This window comes from Streptomyces sp. NPDC001851, from assembly GCF_040297165.1.
GTDB lineage: Bacteria > Actinomycetota > Actinomycetes > Streptomycetales > Streptomycetaceae > Streptomyces.
The window spans coordinates 488,345-503,193 of sequence record NZ_JBEOYR010000001.1; the positions used below are offsets into that span (position 1 = coordinate 488,345).

Genomic DNA, 14,849 nt, shown 5'->3' on the forward strand with positions numbered 1-14,849 from the left:
CACAGGGGGCCGACTCGGCCGGGCGGTCAGCGGGAGCCGGTGGCGTCCCGGCACAGCAGGCGCAGCGAGCCGTGGCCGCCGTAGACGCGCCGGGCCTCCTCGATGGGGTCCCAGAGCCTGCCGTCGGGGGTGCGCACCCAGTGGTCGCCGCCGGTCGCCCACCACTCGGCGCCGGTCTGGCGGACGATCACCTCACCGGCGTAGGCGCCGAAGCCGCGCAGCACGCTCTCGACGGCGGCGTACGGCGGCCCCTCGCGGCCTATCTCCTCGATCATCCGGTCGACCCGCCACAGGCTCTGCGCCGAGTAGTCGAGCCGTACCCGGGCGCCCTCGCGCATCGTCGCCACGGTGTCCGCGGCCCACCGCGCGGGCTTCGCCGCGGCGGGCGGCCTGGTGTCCTGCTGCGCTGTCGCGTACTGGGCTGTCACATACTCGGCTGTCACATACGGAAAAGCGATCCGCCGGGCTTCGGCGTCACCGGTTTCCGAGGCGTTTCACCAACCGTCGCGGAACCGGCCCAGGCCCACCGCAGGATGCTTACAGGACTCGCGCAGCCAGGGCGTTTCAGCCGCCGCACTCGCTGCGCGCCCGCCGTGACACCACCGCCCGCAGCACCCGCCGCCCCTCGATCGACAGGTCCAGCGCGCGGCGAAGGCCGTGCGGGCCGTGTTCGGCCAGGAGTTCCAGCACCGCCGTCTGCCGGCGCAGCTCCGCCGCGACCAGCGGAGGCAGGCCGGCCGTGTCCCCCGCGCGCCCGGCGTCCAGACCGTCCCCCACCGCCGCACCGTCCGCCGCGGGATCCAGCAGCCGGTGTACGCGCAGCGAGGCGACCGAGCAGGCGTCGGCCCAGGGCCGTACGGCGTCGGCGGTGCGCTCGGCCGGGGCCGCCTGCAGCATGCGGCGGACCAGCCGCGCGACCTCGTCGTCGGCGGGCCCCTCCGCGCCGTGCGCGCCGCGGGCCTTCTCCAGGCCCGGGCCCCAGCCCGAACCGTCGGCCAGGCTCGCCCACAGGGGCCGCAGCAGCTCGTCGTCGGCGCCGAGCAGGGGCAGGCACCGATCCAGACAAGCCAACCCGCTGGCGGCCAGTCCACGTTCGTCGGCCTGTGCGATCAGTTCCACCAGGCTCATGAAATGTCTCCCTCGCCAGGGCGCCGCCCCATACGGAGCCCGCACTTCCCCTTACTGCGTGCGACGGCGCGGGAGTGTCACAGCGGATGTTTTCAGCCAAGCCGGTTCGCGAGATCCCGGAAGCCGGTCCAGGACAGCGCGGGCCTGCCCGGGTCCCACAGCTTCTGCACGGTGGCCCGCAGCGGCATCCGGATCCCGGCCGCGACCTGCGCCTCCGTCTGGGCGTTCGGGAAGTCGGACCACACCGCGAACGAGCCGCCGAGGATCTGCCCGTCGTAGCTCGCCGGCACGGCGCTCGTGCCGCGCAGCACCCGCGGGTTCCACTGCTCGTAGATCCGCTGCCCGGTCGGGTACACGAAGGTCTGCGGCTGGCCGAGGACGTAGTAGAGGAACTCGTCGTTGTAGTTGAGCACCTTCCGCCCCGCGCTCAGGTACTCCACGGGCTGCCGGCCACCGAGCTCCTTGCCGGTCCAGTAGGCGACCTGGAGGTCCTTGGCCGCCTGCACGGAGGCGCCGCGGAAGAAGCCGTCGTTCCAGGCCCGCATGGTCCTGCCGTGGGCGCGGACGGTGCCGGCGCGGTCGTTCAGCCAGCCGGTGGCGAGGTCGGCGACGGTGCCGCCGGAGCCGTACTTCTGCCGGGCCGCTGCGGCGAGCTGCGGGAACGAGGTCTGCGGGTCCTTCACCGTCAGGGCCTGGTACTCGTCGCCGCCGAGGTGCCACTGGTTGCCGGTGAACAGCCCCGCGTACTCGTTCAGCAGATCGTCGACGATCTTCGCGGAGGCCGGCTTGGAGATGTCGATCGCCCCCCTGGTGGCGGCCCCGCTCGCGTCGCGCAGCTGGAGGTCGGGGTGGGCGGCGAGGACGGCGCCCAGGTGTCCGGGCGAGTCGATCTCGGGGACGACGGTGATGTGCCGGCTGTTCGCCAGGTCCACGATCCGCCGGACCTGCGCCTTGGTCAGATGGTCCGGGGAGACGATCTCGGGGTGGCTGCTGGACTCGATGCGGAAGGCCTGGTCGTCGGAGAAGTGCAGCCCCAGCTCGTTGAACTTCAGGTCCCCCAGTTCCCGTATGCGGTCCTCGATCCAGGACTCGGAGTACGGTTTGCGCGCGATGTCCAGCATGAACCCGCGCACCGGCTTGGCGGGCTCGTCCCGCACGACCCCCTCCGGCGCCGTACCGCCGCCGTGGACCTCCTGCTTCAGCGTGCGGGTGCCGTAGAAGACACCGGCCTCGCCGGGACCGCTGATGTCCACCCGCCCGTCCCGGACGGTCATCGTGTACGACTCCTGGTTCCCGCCCCCGCCGCCGAGCGCCAGCCGGACGTCCCCCGCCCGCACGTCGTCCTTCTGGCCGGCGTAGCCGATCCCCAGCTCCCCGGCTATCAGCCGGCCCTCGTCGGCCAGCTCCCCGTCGCTGATCACCACCCGGTCCGCCTTCTGCGGCTTCCAGCCGGGCCCGCGCGCCGGAGTGTGCGAGCGCACCGCGGGTATCGTGCGCGGCGCCTGCGACAGCGGATAGGACCGGCTGGGCCGCGGACTCGCCGAGGGCGTGGCCGCACCGTCGGGGGACGTGCCGGCCACCCGGCCCGACGACGAGGACTGCTGCCGCGCACCCCCTTCCGGCTGCCCGCCGCCCCCGCCCGCCGAGGCCCATACGCCGACGCCCGTGCCGAGCGCGACGGTCCCGACGAACGCGGCGGCCACCACCGCCCGCTTCCGTATCACCTGCTGCGCCGGAGCACGGCGCTTGTGCTGGGTCACCCTGCCAACGTACGACCGATCGGGTTCTCCTTCGTCATGGAGCCGCCCTGAAACTCTTCCGTCCGAGTGAATTTCAGGCATCACAGCGACACACAGTGACCACTCTCGATAACCTGACGACACACCTTTCACAGCATCCCCTGCCACGCCACATGTGACGCGAGGACCCACGCTGCCCGCCCACCGTCTCCCCTCTCTCCCCAGGCCCCTCGACGCCTTCAACGACGCGCCCGGCGACGAGGCCCGCGCCCTCCTGCTGCACTGCCTGGGCAGCCTGCGCTGGTCCCACCGCATCGCGGACCACCGCCCCTACCCCGACCTGTCCTCCCTCCTGGCCGCGGCGGACGAGGCGGCGTACGACCTGTCACCGGCGGACCTGGCGGAGGCGCTGGCCGGAGAGTCCCTCCCCGAGCTCCCCGAGGGCACGTACTCGGCGGCCCACATGGCCCTGAGCGCGGCACAGGCGGCCTACGAGGCCAGGTTCGGACACGCGTTCGTCATCTATCTGGGTGACGTCCCGCCGGCCGAGGCCCTCGACCGCACCCTGGAAGCGATCCGGTCACGATTGACAAACGATCCCGAGGAAGAACGGGTCGTCACAGCGGAGGAACTCCGGCGCCTTGCGCGCGGGCGGCTCCTGGTCCGACTCGGGGGCGCGGGGCTGTGTCCATCAGCGGCTCCGCCGCGGGGCGCGACCAGCCCAAACGCACCCGCAGTCGGCAAATAGCAGGACATACCACCCCCGCAGCCGCACGGCCCCTAACCCATCCGGTGCCAGTTTGATCACACCGGTAGGCCCCCCGTAAGGCACAGCGCGGCGTCTCGCTACGATGCTGGGGGCCGGTGGACCGTACCCGGCCGGGCCCGACCGACACCGAAGCCGGCGCGGCCCTAGTCCCCGCTCCCGGAGGGTTCTTCCGTGCCGGCTGGAACGCTGTACCGCGGCCGGGAAGGAATGTGGTCCTGGGTGGCTCACCGAGTCACCGGCGTCCTCATTTTCTTCTTCCTGTTCGTTCACGTGCTGGACACCGCTCTCGTGCGTGTCTCCCCCGAGGACTACGACAAGGTCGTAGCCACGTACAAGACGCCGATCGTCGCGCTGCTGGAGTACGGCCTCGTCGCCGCCATCCTCTTCCACGCGCTCAACGGCCTGCGCGTCATCGCCGTCGACTTCTGGTCGAAGGGCCCGCGCTACCAGAAGCAGATGTTCTGGACCGTGATGGGTGTCTGGATCGTGCTGATGCTCGGGGCGATCTACCCGGTCCTCGGTCACGCTTACCGTGTTCTCTTTGGGAGCTGACGCCGATGTCCACGACTGAAACCCCCGCGTCCGGCGTCGGCCCCGTCGAGGGCGCCGCCTACGACGTCGACCACCCGGCCCCGCTGATCGAGGCGCCGCGCAAGCGCACCAAGAAGACCCCGAAGTCGACCCGGGGCAACTTCGAGCTGGCGGCCTGGCTGTTCATGCGCCTGTCCGGCATCGTGCTGGTCGTCCTGGTCCTCGGCCACCTGCTGATCCAGCTCGTGCTGGACGGCGGTGTCTCCAAGATCGGCTTCGCCTTCGTGGCCGGCCGCTGGGCCTCCCCCTGGTGGCAGGTCTGGGACCTGCTGATGCTGTGGCTCGCGATGCTGCACGGCGCGAACGGCCTGCGCACGGTCATCAACGACTACGCGGAGCGCGCGAGCTCCCGCATGTGGCTGAAGGCCCTGCTGTACACCGCCACGGTGTGGACCATCCTGCTGGGCACGCTGGTGATCTTCACCTTCGACCCGAACATCCGCTAGGCACGGGGCTGCGAGAATCATGAAGATCCACAAGTACGACACCGTCATCGTCGGCGCCGGTGGCGCGGGCATGCGCGCCGCCATCGAGGCGACGAAGCGCAGCCGCACCGCCGTGCTGACCAAGCTCTACCCCACCCGCTCCCACACGGGCGCCGCGCAGGGCGGTATGGCCGCCGCGCTCGCCAACGTGGAGGAGGACAACTGGGAGTGGCACACCTTCGACACGGTCAAGGGCGGTGACTACCTGGTCGACCAGGACGCCGCCGAGATCCTGGCGAAGGAGGCCATCGACGCCGTCCTCGACCTGGAGAAGATGGGCCTGCCGTTCAACCGCACCAAGGACGGCACCATCGACCAGCGCCGCTTCGGCGGGCACAGCCGCAACCACGGCGAGGCCCCGGTCCGCCGGTCCTGCTACGCCGCGGACCGCACCGGCCACATGATCCTCCAGACGCTGTACCAGAACTGCGTCAAGGAGGGCGTGGAGTTCTTCAACGAGTTCTACGTCCTGGACCAGCTGATCACCGAGGTCGACGGCGTCAAGCACTCGGCCGGTGTCGTCGCCTACGAGCTGGCGACCGGCGAGATCCACATCTTCCAGGCGAAGGCCGTCATCTACGCCTCCGGCGGCTGCGGCAAGTTCTTCAAGGTGACCTCCAACGCGCACACCCTCACCGGTGACGGCCAGGCCGCCGTCTACCGCCGGGGTCTGCCGCTGGAGGACATGGAGTTCTTCCAGTTCCACCCGACCGGCATCTGGCGCATGGGCATCCTGCTCACCGAGGGCGCCCGCGGTGAGGGCGGCATCCTGCGCAACAAGGACGGCGAGCGCTTCATGGAGAAGTACGCTCCCGTCATGAAGGACCTGGCGTCCCGTGACGTCGTGTCCCGCTCCATCTACACGGAGATCCGTGAGGGCCGCGGCTGCGGGCCCGAGGGCGACCACGTCTACCTCGACCTCACCCACCTGCCGCCGGAGCAGCTGGACGCCAAGCTCCCGGACATCACCGAGTTCGCGCGCACCTACCTCGGCATCGAGCCGTACACGGACCCGATCCCGATCCAGCCGACCGCGCACTACGCGATGGGCGGCATCCCGACCAATGTCGAGGGTGAGGTCCTGGCGGACAACACCACCGTCGTCCCGGGTCTGTACGCGGCCGGCGAGGTCGCCTGTGTCTCCGTGCACGGCGCCAACCGCCTCGGCACCAACTCGCTGCTGGACATCAACGTCTTCGGCCGCCGCGCGGGCATCGCCGCCGCCGAGTACTCGGCGAAGGCGGACCACGTCGAGCTGCCGGAGAGCCCGGAGTCGTTCGTCGTCGAGCAGATCGAGCGGCTGCGCAGCTCCACCGGCAACGAGCGGGTGGCGACCCTGCGCCGCGAGCTGCAGGAGACCATGGACGCCAACGTCATGGTGTTCCGCACCGAGCAGACGATCAAGACGGCCGTCGAGAAGATCGCCGAGCTGCGCGAGCGCTACAAGAACGTGGCGATCCAGGACAAGGGCAAGCGGTTCAACACCGACCTGCTGGAGGCCATCGAGCTGGGCAACCTGCTGGACCTGGCCGAGGTCATGGCCGTCTCGGCGCTGGCCCGCAAGGAGTCCCGCGGCGGTCACTACCGCGAGGACTACCCGAACCGCGACGACGTCAACTTCATGCGCCACACCATGGCGTACCGCGAGGTCGGCGCCGACGGCTCGGAAACCGTCCGTCTCGACTACAAGCCGGTCGTCCAGACCCGCTACCAGCCGATGGAGCGTAAGTACTGATGGCTACCCCTGTTCTGGACAAGGAAGAGGCGGCCGGCAAGCCCGAGCCCGGCTTCGCCGACTCCCCCTACATCACGGTCACCTTCCGGATCCGCCGGTTCAACCCGGAGGTCTCGGCGGAGGCGGCCTGGGAAGACTTCCAGCTGGAGATCGACCCGAAGGAGCGTGTCCTCGACGGCCTCCACAAGATCAAGTGGGACCTCGACGGCACCCTCACCTTCCGCCGCTCGTGCGCGCACGGCATCTGCGGCTCGGACGCGATGCGGATCAACGGCAAGAACCGCCTTGCCTGCAAGACGCTGATCAAGGACATCAACCCCGAGAAGCCGATCACGGTCGAGCCCATCAAGGGCCTGACGGTCCTGAAGGACCTGGTCGTGGACATGGAGCCGTTCTTCCAGGCGTACCGGGACGTCATGCCGTTCCTGGTCACCAAGGACACGAACGAGCCGACCCGTGAGCGGCTGCAGTCGGCCGAGGACCGCGAGCGCTTCGACGACACGACGAAGTGCATCCTCTGCGCGGCCTGCACGTCCTCCTGCCCGGTGTTCTGGAACGACGGCCAGTACTTCGGTCCGGCCGCGATCGTGAACGCCCACCGGTTCATCTTCGACAGCCGTGACGAGGCGGGCGAGCAGCGCCTGGAGATCCTCAACGACCGTGACGGCGTGTGGCGTTGCCGTACGACCTTCAACTGCACGGACGCCTGCCCGCGCGGTATCGAGGTCACCAAGGCGATCCAGGAAGTGAAGCGCGCGCTGATCACGCGCCGCTACTGATCTTCCGCACGGCTACGGCCACTCGGGCCCCGTCTCCGGTCACGCACCGGGGGCGGGGCCCTCTTCGTGCAGCCGTCCGATCTCCCTGTGGGGGCGACGGCAAGCCCGACCTGCCTAGGGTCTGTCGTCACATTCCCGTCGTTGCCCGAGCCGGTCGCCGAGTGCGCTTCTCCGGTACAGCACATGCCGTCCGTCACGTGTCCGTGTGACCAGTCCTGTGGAGTGCAGGACACGCAGATGCTGGGAGACAGCGCTCGGGGTGACCCTGAGGCGGCGGGCGAGTTCTACGGTGGGTAGCGGCTCTTCCAGGAGGCCGAGCAGTCTTGCCCGGGGTGAACCGAGCAGAGACACCAGGGCGGCTGAGTCGACGGTCGGCATCTCCGAGCCCCACAGCGTGGCCACTCCCCGGCTGGGATAGACGAGGCTCGGCGGCTCGTCCGGACTCACGGGGGGCGCGGGCTTGTGTGCGAACACGGACGGCAGGAGCAGCAGCCCCCGGCCGGATGCCGCCACCCGATGCCTGCTGATCATCTTGTGGATGTGCAGCTCTCCGCCTTGCCAGCGCAGGTTCGGGTGCATGTCGGCGAACAGCAGTCGGGCGCCCCCCAGGGCGAGCTGGCGGGCGCGGTAGGTCATGTCGGCTTCCAGCACCATTCGCATCTGCGGCCACATCGGCTCGATGGCCACCGCCCAGTACTGCCGCAGGAGATCGCAGATGGCGTCGCGGAGTCTGGCGACAGGTGCGTCTTCGGCGGCGGTGGCGTCGCGGAGGGCTTCGGGAACAGGGTCGGGTGCGTGCGCGAGCAGCAGGTCGTGGCGGACCCGGGCGCAGGATGCCTGGCGGACGACGGAGAGTTCTTCTTCGAAGGCCGGTGCGAAGCTCGCGGGATTCGGGGTCAGGAAGTCGGGGATGGTGCGCCGCTGGGCGACCAGGGACATCAGCAGACCGGTGTCGAGCGTGCCGAGTCTGCCGAGTACGGACCTGCGCCACGGCAGGTGCAGCGCGGACAGGCCGGGATCCTGGAGCACCCGCAGGCTGAACAGGGTTTCGTGCAGGGGTGAGAGGGCGAAGCGGGTGTCCGCGAGGTCCTCGACGCCGAGCACAAAGCTGATCATTAAGCCATACGCTACATCGATTGGCGACGCAGCGTCGATGCCGTGGACTTCCTCCCATGACACCCACAACTCATGTGCGGCGGACGGCGGTTGTCACCGGCGGCGCCCGCGGTATCGGCGCCGCTGTCGCCAGGCGCCTGGCGGGCGACGGCTCGGCGGTCGGCGTGACCGATCTGGACGAGGCGGACGGCGCCGAAGCCGTGGAGGCCATCACCGAGGAGTTCCGGCGCAGGGCGGAGCAGTCCATCCCGGTCGGCCACGTAGCGGGCGGGCCGGTGGGCTGAAGGATGAGCCGTCGGATGGTCTTGATCCTGGCTGTCACGTGCGCCGTGGCGGTGGGCAACCTCTACTTTCCGCAGGCCATCGGTCCACTGATCGCCGCCGGGCTGCACGTGTCGCCCGATTCGGCCGCTGCCGTGGTGACCGCCACACAGACCGGCTACACGGCCGGGATGGTCTTGCTGGTGCCGCTTGGCGACCGGCTCCGGCACCGCTCGTTCCTCGTCGTCCTCCTCGCCCTGACCGGCCTGGCACTGCTCGCAGCGGGCTGCGCACCGGCTCTGCCGGCCCTCATCGCCGCCAGCACCCTGGTCGGCCTGACCACCGTGGGCGCGCAGATCGTCGGCCCCCTGGCGGCTGGTCTCGTGGCCGCCGACCGCCAGGGAGCGGTGATCGGCACCCTGCTGAGCGGATCGACCGGCGGCATGCTGCTGGCCCGGACGTTCAGCGGCACGCTCGGTGAGTGGCTGGGCTGGCGGGCCCCCTACCTGATCGCCGCGGTCCTGGCCCTGATCCTCGCCACCGTCCTGGCGTTCGCGGTGCCGACCACGACCCCGTCCTCCCGCCGGCCGTACACAGCGCTCCTGGCCGAGCCGCTGCGCCTGCTGCGCACCGAGCCGGACCTGCGCCGCTCGTGCTTCTACCAGGCAACCGTCTTCGCCGGGTTCTCCGCGGTCTGGACCTGCCTGGCGCTGCTGCTCGCCGGTCCGGCCTACGGGCTGGGTGCCCAGGCGGTGGGAATGATCGCCCTGGTCGGCGCGGCGACCATGGTCTGCACCCCGCTCGCCGGCCGCCTGGTGGACCGCTACGGCCCCGATCCGGTGAACCTCGTCTGCATGCTCGGCGTACTCGTCTCGGCCGCGGTCCTCGCCCTTGGCGCCCAGGGCGGAACGCAGGGTCTGACCTTCCTGACACTCGGCACGCTGCTCCTCGACACCGCGATGCAGTCCGGCATGGTCGCCAATCAGGTCCGCGTCTACGCCCTGCGCGCCGACGCCCGCAGCCGGCTCAACACCGCCTACATGACCTGCGCCTACCTGGGCGGCAGCGCAGGTTCCTGGCTCGGGACACGCGTCTGGAGCCAGGCCGGCTGGTGGGGCGTGTGCGTGCTCGTCGCGCTGCTCGCTGCACTCGCCCTCGCCCGCCACCTACTGGCGCTGTACACGTTCACGGAAGGCCCGGCCGGGTACCGTGCGGCGCGTGCGGACGGCCTCTGCCACCACCCTGGTGCCGGTGGAAGTGATCAGGCATAGCCGTTCGTCCGCCACCCCGACGAGCCCCACCGGAGTCCGCTCCGGTGGGGCTCCTCGCTTCCCGGGACCACTGCTCTTAATCTGACGACATGTCAGACGAAGAGTCGTACGAACTGCTCGGCTTCGACAACGTGCTGCTCCCCGTCGGCGACCTCGGCGAGGCGCTCGCCTTCTACGAGCGGGCCGGGTTCACCGTGGGATTCCGGTTCGACGAGGCCGGGATCGCGCTGCTGAGGGTCGGCGCGGAAACCCCCGGGATCCTGCTGCGCGCCGAGGAGGCGATGGGGCAGCGGACGCCGCCCTGGCCCTCGCCGCGCATCTGGCTGGAGGTGCCGGACGCACGGACGGCGGCACGGGAGCTGGCCGCGGCCGGCATCACCCCGCTGGACGAGGTGTTCCGCGTGGCCACCGGCTGGACCGTGGAGATCGCCGACCCCTGGGGCAACATCCTCGGCTTCACGGACTACACCAAGCGCCCGGAACTGGGCCGCCGTTACTGACCCACGAGGCCACACCCTTGAGTTGAACACGTTCAAAAACAGGTCTACAGTCATCCCTGTGGCAGCGTTTTGAACGCGTTCAAGAAGGGGTGGGGCATGGACCGCACCGTCATCGCCTACGTCATCTACCTGGTCGTCAGCATCGCGCTGACCATCTGGGTGGCCCGCACGCTCAGCCGCAACGGCCGGGTCTTCCTCGCCGACGTGCTGCACGGGAACGAGAAGCTCGCGGACGCCGTCAACCACCTCCTGGTCGTCGGCTTCTACCTGGTCAACCTCGGCTTCGTGGCGCTGTACCTCAGCGGGGACGACACGATCGAGGACACCCGCGGCATCTTCGAGGCGCTGTCGACCAAGCTGGGCGTGGTCCTGCTGGTGCTCGGCGTGATGCACCTGGGCAACGTGTACGTGCTCAACCGGATCCGGCGGCGCGGGCTCATGGAGCGCGAGCAGCGGCCCCCGGTCACCCCGCAGGAGTGGATCACCCCGGCGGCCGGGGCGTGACCACCGTGACCGGCATGACCGCCGCGGAGGACCGGGGCGCCACGGGGGGCGTCCCGGCCCTCCGCGGGCTGACCGTGCTGTACGACGCCGAGTGCGGCCTGTGCACGCATCTGCGGGACTGGCTCGCACGCCAGCCGCAGCTGGTCCCGCTGGAGCTGCTGCCGGCGGGCTCCGACCGGGCCCGGGCCCGCTTCCCCGGGCTCGACCACCGGGCCACCCTCGACGAGGTCACCGTCGTCGGCGACTCCGGCCAGGTCTACCGGGGCGCCCGCGCCTGGATCGTCGTCCTGTGGGCCCTGCGCGAGCACCGACCCCTCGCCCACCGCCTGAGCACCCCGGCCGGCGCCCGGCTCGCCCGCGGGGCGGTGCTGGCGGCGGCGAAATGGCGCGGCGCGCAGTGGGGCGGGCACCAGACCTACCGGCGGTCCGACGGGTGGACGTACCACCCGAGCACGGGGTGGAGCTACAGCCCGCCACCCTGCTCCGACGGCTCCTGCGCCGCCGGTTAGGGCCCTCCGCCGCACTCGTTAGGCTCTTCCCGTGCCCGCGAAGAACGACGGTCCCGAGACGGCCGGCTCCCCCAGCAGCAAGTCCGAGCAGACCCGCGCGCTGATCCTGGAGACCGCGATGCGGTTGTTCCAGGAGCGCGGGTACGACAAGACCACCATGCGGGCCATCGCCAAGGAGGCCGGGGTCTCCGTCGGCAACGCCTACTACTACTTCGAGGGCAAGGAACACCTGATCCAGGGCTTCTACGACCGGATCGCCGCCGAGCACCAGGCGGCGGTCCGCGAGATCCTGGACCGGGAGACCGACCTGGAGGCGCGGCTCGCCGGTGTGCTGACCCGCTGGCTCGACATCGCCCGGCCGTACCACGAGTTCGCGGTGCAGTTCTTCAAGAACGCCGCCGACCCCGACAGCCCGCTCAGCCCCTTCTCACCGGAGAGCGAGCACGCCCGCGAGCAGGCGATCAGCGTCCACCGCGAGGTGCTGGCCGGCTCGAAGTCCAAAGTCGCCCCCGAACTGCGCGACGTCCTCCCGGAGTTGATGTGGCTCTCCCAGATGGGGCTGGTGCTGTACTGGGTCTTCGACCGCACGGAGGACCGCGAGCGCAGCTACCGGCTGGCGCGGCGCGGGGCGCGGCTGACCGCCCGCGGGGTCGCGCTGGCCCGCTTCCGGGTGCTGCGGCCCTTGGTCCTGGAGGTCCACGAGCTGTTCACGGACTTCCTGCCGGGGATGACGAGGGCGCTGCCGGATCCGGGGCGCAAACCGGCCGAGTGATCACTTTCGGGTGAACGCGTGGGGAAAGGACACCGGGGGTTCCGTCTGCTTACGATGATGCTCTCGACACCAGCCCCCAGGAGGCACGCGATGTCCGCCGCATCCGTCGAGCAGCCCTTCGACGCCGACGAGCCGTTCTCCCTGACGGCCCTCGCCGACGAGATCATGGAGCGCCATCCGGGCTACCGCGTCGAGATCATCGGAGGCCATCTCCTCGTGACCCCTTCACGGGACGCCCCCCACGCCCGCGCGCTGACCGGCTTGATGATCCCCTTCATCGCCGCCGGACTCCACGGCGAGGAGACCGAGGTCCTCCAGAGCGTCGCGATCAAGCTGCCCACCGGCGCCGAGGACTACTGCATTCCCGACCTGGCGGTGGTCGACGCCGACATCGACGACCACTTCATCGAGAACAACGCGTACGACCCGATCTGCTTCCGCCTCGTCCTGGAGGTCACCTCCAGCAACTGGCGGGACGACCTGAAGACCAAGGTCGGCGCCTACGCCGAGGCCAAGGTCCCCGTCTACCTGGTGGTCGACCGCAAGCACCAGCGCCTCCACGTGCTGACCGACCCCGACGGGAGCGAGTACACGAACCACCGCGTCCACGCGCCCGGCGAGACGGTCACGCTGCCCGACTCGGTCGGCGCCAAGGTCACCCTCGACGTCGAGCAGATCATCAGGGCCGGGCAGAAGAAGGCCGACTGATCAGATCCAGTTCAGCCGCCACAGGCGGAACACGCCCGTGCCGTCGTCCAGGTACTGGCCGCCGCCCACGTCCTCGGTGCTGACCACGTACTCCTTGCGCTGCCACAGCGGGATCAGCGGGACGTCCTGGGCGACGTCCGCCTGGATGTCCTTGAAGTCGCTCGCGGCCCGGCTGCGGTCGGGGTACTGCTGGCTGTCCAGGATGAGGTGGTCGACCAGCTTGTTGCTGTACCCGGTGCTCATCGTGGAGCCGGTGCCGACGAGCGCGGCGCCGAAGGTGTCCGGGTCGGGGTAGTCGGCCACCCAGCCGACCGCCCACGCGTCCATCTTCCCGGCGGCCCAGCGCTTCTGGAAGTCGGTCCACTCGTACCCCTGGACGTCCACCCTGAACAGGCCGCCCGCCTCCAGCTGCTTCTTCAGCGCCGCGGCCTCCTGCTCACCGGCGCCCCGCTTCCTGCCGTAGCCGAGGGTGAAGCGCACCGGCAGGGTCACCCCGGCCTGGGTGAGCAGCTCACGCGCCTTCTGCGCGCTCTGCTTCGGGTAGTCGTCGAAGAACGAGGTGGTGTGGCCGGTGAGGCCGGCCGGGATCAGCGAGTACAGCGGGTCGACCGTGCCCTCGTACACCGTCGCGGAAAGCTCCTCGCGGTCGACCAGCCAGGCCATCGCCCGGCGCACCCGTACGTCGTGCAGCGGGGAGCTCGCGCGGGTGTTGAGGTACAGGTTGCGGGTCTCGGCGCTGTCGGACTCGGTGATGCGCTGCTTGGGGTCGCTCGGGTTGAGCTGGGAGAGCACATGCGGCGGCAGGTCCCGGGTGGCGACGTCCACCTGGCCCGCCTTCCAGGCGCTGTCGAGTTTCGCCGAGTCGGTGTAGTAGCGCAGTTCGATCGGACGGCCGGTGCCGCTGAGGTAGCCCTTGTACCGCCCGTTCGGCCTCAGGTCGGCCTGCCGGCCCCTGGTGTACGAGGCCAGGGTGTACGGGCCCGTGCCGTCGACCGCGGTACCGGTGCGCAGGGAGCCGGCCGGGTAGCTGTCCTTGTCCACGATCGACCCGGCGCCGGTGGCGACCTTCAGCGGGAAGGTGGCGTCGGGGGACGACAGGTGGAAGGTGACGGTCGTCGCGCTGTCGGCGGTCACCGAGGCGAGCGTGGAGAACAGCGACGCCGGGCCGACATCGGAGTTGATCTTCTTGACGCGGTCGAAGGAGTACTTCACGTCCTCGGCCGTCATCGCCCGCCCGCTCGGGAAGGTGATCCCGGACCGCAGGGTGCACTGGTACGTCCGCAGGCCGGCGCCCTGGAAGGCGCAGCTGCTCGCCGCGTCCGGGACCGGCTCGACACCGCCCGGCTCGAACGTCAGCAGCGACTGGAAGACGTTGCTGAACAGGGCCCAGGAGCCGGCGTCGTAGGCACCGGCCGGATCGAGGTTCGTGACGGCGTCCGTCGTCCCGACCGTGATCGTCTTGTTCTGGTCCTGCTGCGACGGCAGCAGCTGCCAGCCGCCGATTCCCACGACCGCGAGCGCGAGCAGTGTCACGAGAACGCGCATGCGAACAGATCGCATGGTGGTGCCCTCCCCAGGCCCTACCCCTGACCACTCCCCTAGTGGCGCGGCTCACCTAATCACACCTGTTTCAGCGGGGGGAAGGGCTTTCTGACCAGAGGTGCGAGAACGGTGCGCCGCGTCCCGCGCTATGACGTCCGGCGCAGTGCGCGCAGGCCGCGCAACCCGATGACTCCGATGACCGTCCCCCATACGAAGGAAACGACCGCCAGCAGCAGGTGCACCCAGAAGTACGCGGTGGGGTGGCCGTGGTCGAAGGCGAGTCCGCTGCTGTCCTTGACCAGGTTCTTGACGAAAGTGACCCAGATGACCCAGGACCACACCCCGAAAACGAGCAGGAACCAGGAGACCGGGCGGCTGAGCTTCATGGCACCAGTATCACCGCCGGCTGTCCGGTTCCCTGTCGGGGGTGACCTGGGTCA

The 14,849-nt window shown here is 70.1% G+C and carries 18 protein-coding genes; 12 read left to right on the top strand and 6 right to left on the bottom strand.

Features of this window, described 5'->3' with window-relative positions:
- Nucleotides 1-26: 26 nt before the first annotated feature.
- From ABT171_RS02295 to ABT171_RS02305, 3 genes are all read right to left on the bottom strand, one after another.
- Nucleotides 27-428, bottom strand: a complete 402-nt coding sequence (locus tag ABT171_RS02295) for a hypothetical protein (protein ID WP_351238826.1) — start codon at nucleotides 426-428, stop codon at nucleotides 27-29.
- Between the two features lie 136 nt (nucleotides 429-564).
- Nucleotides 565-1,128 carry a hypothetical protein gene (locus ABT171_RS02300; RefSeq protein WP_351238827.1) on the bottom strand — a complete coding sequence of 188 codons (564 nt, stop codon included), beginning with the start codon at nucleotides 1,126-1,128 and terminating at the stop codon, nucleotides 565-567.
- A 92-nt stretch (nucleotides 1,129-1,220) separates the two neighbouring features.
- The gene (locus ABT171_RS02305) at nucleotides 1,221-2,888 is read right to left on the bottom strand and encodes a beta-N-acetylhexosaminidase (RefSeq protein ID WP_351238828.1); all 1,668 of its coding nucleotides are present in this window, start codon (nucleotides 2,886-2,888) and stop codon (nucleotides 1,221-1,223) included.
- Nucleotides 2,889-3,042: 154 nt separating this feature from the next.
- Here ABT171_RS02305 and ABT171_RS02310 point away from each other — a divergent pair, with 154 nt between their 5' ends.
- The 5 genes from ABT171_RS02310 to ABT171_RS02330 all read left to right on the top strand — a co-directional run bounded on the left by ABT171_RS02310 (nucleotide 3,043) and on the right by ABT171_RS02330 (nucleotide 7,226).
- Nucleotides 3,043-3,615, top strand: coding sequence for a 2-oxo-4-hydroxy-4-carboxy-5-ureidoimidazoline decarboxylase (locus ABT171_RS02310; protein ID WP_351238829.1), 573 nt, complete (start codon nucleotides 3,043-3,045; stop codon nucleotides 3,613-3,615).
- Nucleotides 3,616-3,807: 192 nt separating this feature from the next.
- Complete coding sequence (sdhC, locus tag ABT171_RS02315) at nucleotides 3,808-4,188, top strand: succinate dehydrogenase, cytochrome b556 subunit (protein ID WP_043195476.1); 381 nt, start codon at nucleotides 3,808-3,810, stop codon at nucleotides 4,186-4,188.
- Nucleotides 4,189-4,193: 5 nt separating this feature from the next.
- Nucleotides 4,194-4,673 (top strand): succinate dehydrogenase hydrophobic membrane anchor subunit, encoded by a 480-nt coding sequence (locus ABT171_RS02320; RefSeq protein WP_351238831.1) that lies wholly within the window; start codon nucleotides 4,194-4,196, stop codon nucleotides 4,671-4,673.
- A 19-nt stretch (nucleotides 4,674-4,692) separates the two neighbouring features.
- Nucleotides 4,693-6,447 carry a succinate dehydrogenase flavoprotein subunit gene (gene sdhA, locus ABT171_RS02325; RefSeq protein WP_351238833.1) on the top strand — a complete coding sequence of 585 codons (1,755 nt, stop codon included), beginning with the start codon at nucleotides 4,693-4,695 and terminating at the stop codon, nucleotides 6,445-6,447.
- Nucleotides 6,447-7,226 carry a succinate dehydrogenase iron-sulfur subunit gene (locus ABT171_RS02330; RefSeq protein WP_351238835.1) on the top strand — a complete coding sequence of 260 codons (780 nt, stop codon included), beginning with the start codon at nucleotides 6,447-6,449 and terminating at the stop codon, nucleotides 7,224-7,226. Before sdhA ends, ABT171_RS02330 begins: the two co-directional genes overlap by 1 nt.
- Nucleotides 7,227-7,340: 114 nt before the next feature.
- Here ABT171_RS02330 and ABT171_RS02335 read toward each other — a convergent pair whose 3' ends face one another.
- On the bottom strand, nucleotides 7,341-8,342 hold the full coding sequence (locus tag ABT171_RS02335) for an ArsR/SmtB family transcription factor (protein WP_351238837.1): 1,002 nt from the start codon (nucleotides 8,340-8,342) through the stop codon (nucleotides 7,341-7,343).
- A 56-nt stretch (nucleotides 8,343-8,398) separates the two neighbouring features.
- Between ABT171_RS02335 and ABT171_RS02340 the strand changes: the two genes are divergently transcribed.
- From ABT171_RS02340 to ABT171_RS02370, 7 genes are all read left to right on the top strand, one after another.
- Nucleotides 8,399-8,626 carry an SDR family NAD(P)-dependent oxidoreductase gene (locus ABT171_RS02340; protein WP_351238839.1) on the top strand — a complete coding sequence of 76 codons (228 nt, stop codon included), beginning with the start codon at nucleotides 8,399-8,401 and terminating at the stop codon, nucleotides 8,624-8,626.
- Between the two features lie 15 nt (nucleotides 8,627-8,641).
- Entirely contained in the window at nucleotides 8,642-9,874 is a 1,233-nt protein-coding gene (locus ABT171_RS02345) for an MFS transporter (protein WP_351238841.1), read from the top strand.
- Nucleotides 9,875-9,963: 89 nt separating this feature from the next.
- Nucleotides 9,964-10,374, top strand: coding sequence for a VOC family protein (locus tag ABT171_RS02350; RefSeq protein WP_351238843.1), 411 nt, complete (start codon nucleotides 9,964-9,966; stop codon nucleotides 10,372-10,374).
- Between the two features lie 96 nt (nucleotides 10,375-10,470).
- Nucleotides 10,471-10,878, top strand: coding sequence for a hypothetical protein (locus ABT171_RS02355; RefSeq protein WP_351238845.1), 408 nt, complete (start codon nucleotides 10,471-10,473; stop codon nucleotides 10,876-10,878).
- A 14-nt stretch (nucleotides 10,879-10,892) separates the two neighbouring features.
- Nucleotides 10,893-11,387, top strand: a complete 495-nt coding sequence (locus ABT171_RS02360; protein ID WP_351238847.1) for a thiol-disulfide oxidoreductase DCC family protein — start codon at nucleotides 10,893-10,895, stop codon at nucleotides 11,385-11,387.
- A 31-nt stretch (nucleotides 11,388-11,418) separates the two neighbouring features.
- Nucleotides 11,419-12,159, top strand: coding sequence for a TetR/AcrR family transcriptional regulator (locus ABT171_RS02365; protein WP_351238849.1), 741 nt, complete (start codon nucleotides 11,419-11,421; stop codon nucleotides 12,157-12,159).
- 90 nt (nucleotides 12,160-12,249) lie between these two features.
- A complete protein-coding gene (locus tag ABT171_RS02370) occupies nucleotides 12,250-12,867 on the top strand; it encodes a Uma2 family endonuclease (RefSeq protein WP_351238851.1) in 618 nt (205 codons plus the stop codon).
- Here the strand turns inward: ABT171_RS02370 and ABT171_RS02375 are convergent, their stop codons facing one another.
- Both ABT171_RS02375 and ABT171_RS02380 read right to left on the bottom strand, forming a co-directional pair.
- Nucleotides 12,868-14,412: an ABC transporter substrate-binding protein gene (locus ABT171_RS02375; RefSeq protein WP_351238853.1), complete on the bottom strand. Its 1,545-nt coding sequence runs from the start codon at nucleotides 14,410-14,412 to the stop codon at nucleotides 12,868-12,870. It lies immediately after the preceding gene.
- Nucleotides 14,413-14,555: 143 nt separating this feature from the next.
- On the bottom strand, nucleotides 14,556-14,795 hold the full coding sequence (locus tag ABT171_RS02380) for an SCO4848 family membrane protein (protein ID WP_351238855.1): 240 nt from the start codon (nucleotides 14,793-14,795) through the stop codon (nucleotides 14,556-14,558).
- Nucleotides 14,796-14,849 lie beyond the last annotated feature (54 nt).

Bases quoted from the DNA above. Each gene is read 5' to 3' on its own strand.
- ABT171_RS02330 (WP_351238835.1), top strand. From the start codon at position 6,447: ATGGCTACCCCTGTTCTGGACAAGGAAGAGGCGGCCGGCAAGCCCGAG.
- ABT171_RS02355 (WP_351238845.1), top strand. From the start codon at position 10,471: ATGGACCGCACCGTCATCGCCTACGTCATCTACCTGGTCGTCAGCATC.
- ABT171_RS02350 (WP_351238843.1), top strand. From the start codon at position 9,964: ATGTCAGACGAAGAGTCGTACGAACTGCTCGGCTTCGACAACGTGCTG.
- ABT171_RS02340 (WP_351238839.1), top strand. From the start codon at position 8,399: ATGACACCCACAACTCATGTGCGGCGGACGGCGGTTGTCACCGGCGGC.
- ABT171_RS02375 (WP_351238853.1), bottom strand. From the start codon at position 14,412: ATGCGCGTTCTCGTGACACTGCTCGCGCTCGCGGTCGTGGGAATCGGC.
- ABT171_RS02300 (WP_351238827.1), bottom strand. From the start codon at position 1,128: ATGAGCCTGGTGGAACTGATCGCACAGGCCGACGAACGTGGACTGGCC.
- sdhA (WP_351238833.1), top strand. From the start codon at position 4,693: ATGAAGATCCACAAGTACGACACCGTCATCGTCGGCGCCGGTGGCGCG.
- ABT171_RS02345 (WP_351238841.1), top strand. From the start codon at position 8,642: ATGGTCTTGATCCTGGCTGTCACGTGCGCCGTGGCGGTGGGCAACCTC.
- ABT171_RS02360 (WP_351238847.1), top strand. From the start codon at position 10,893: ATGACCGCCGCGGAGGACCGGGGCGCCACGGGGGGCGTCCCGGCCCTC.
- ABT171_RS02320 (WP_351238831.1), top strand. From the start codon at position 4,194: ATGTCCACGACTGAAACCCCCGCGTCCGGCGTCGGCCCCGTCGAGGGC.
- ABT171_RS02380 (WP_351238855.1), bottom strand. From the start codon at position 14,795: ATGAAGCTCAGCCGCCCGGTCTCCTGGTTCCTGCTCGTTTTCGGGGTG.
- ABT171_RS02370 (WP_351238851.1), top strand. From the start codon at position 12,250: ATGTCCGCCGCATCCGTCGAGCAGCCCTTCGACGCCGACGAGCCGTTC.
- ABT171_RS02335 (WP_351238837.1), bottom strand. From the start codon at position 8,342: ATGATCAGCTTTGTGCTCGGCGTCGAGGACCTCGCGGACACCCGCTTC.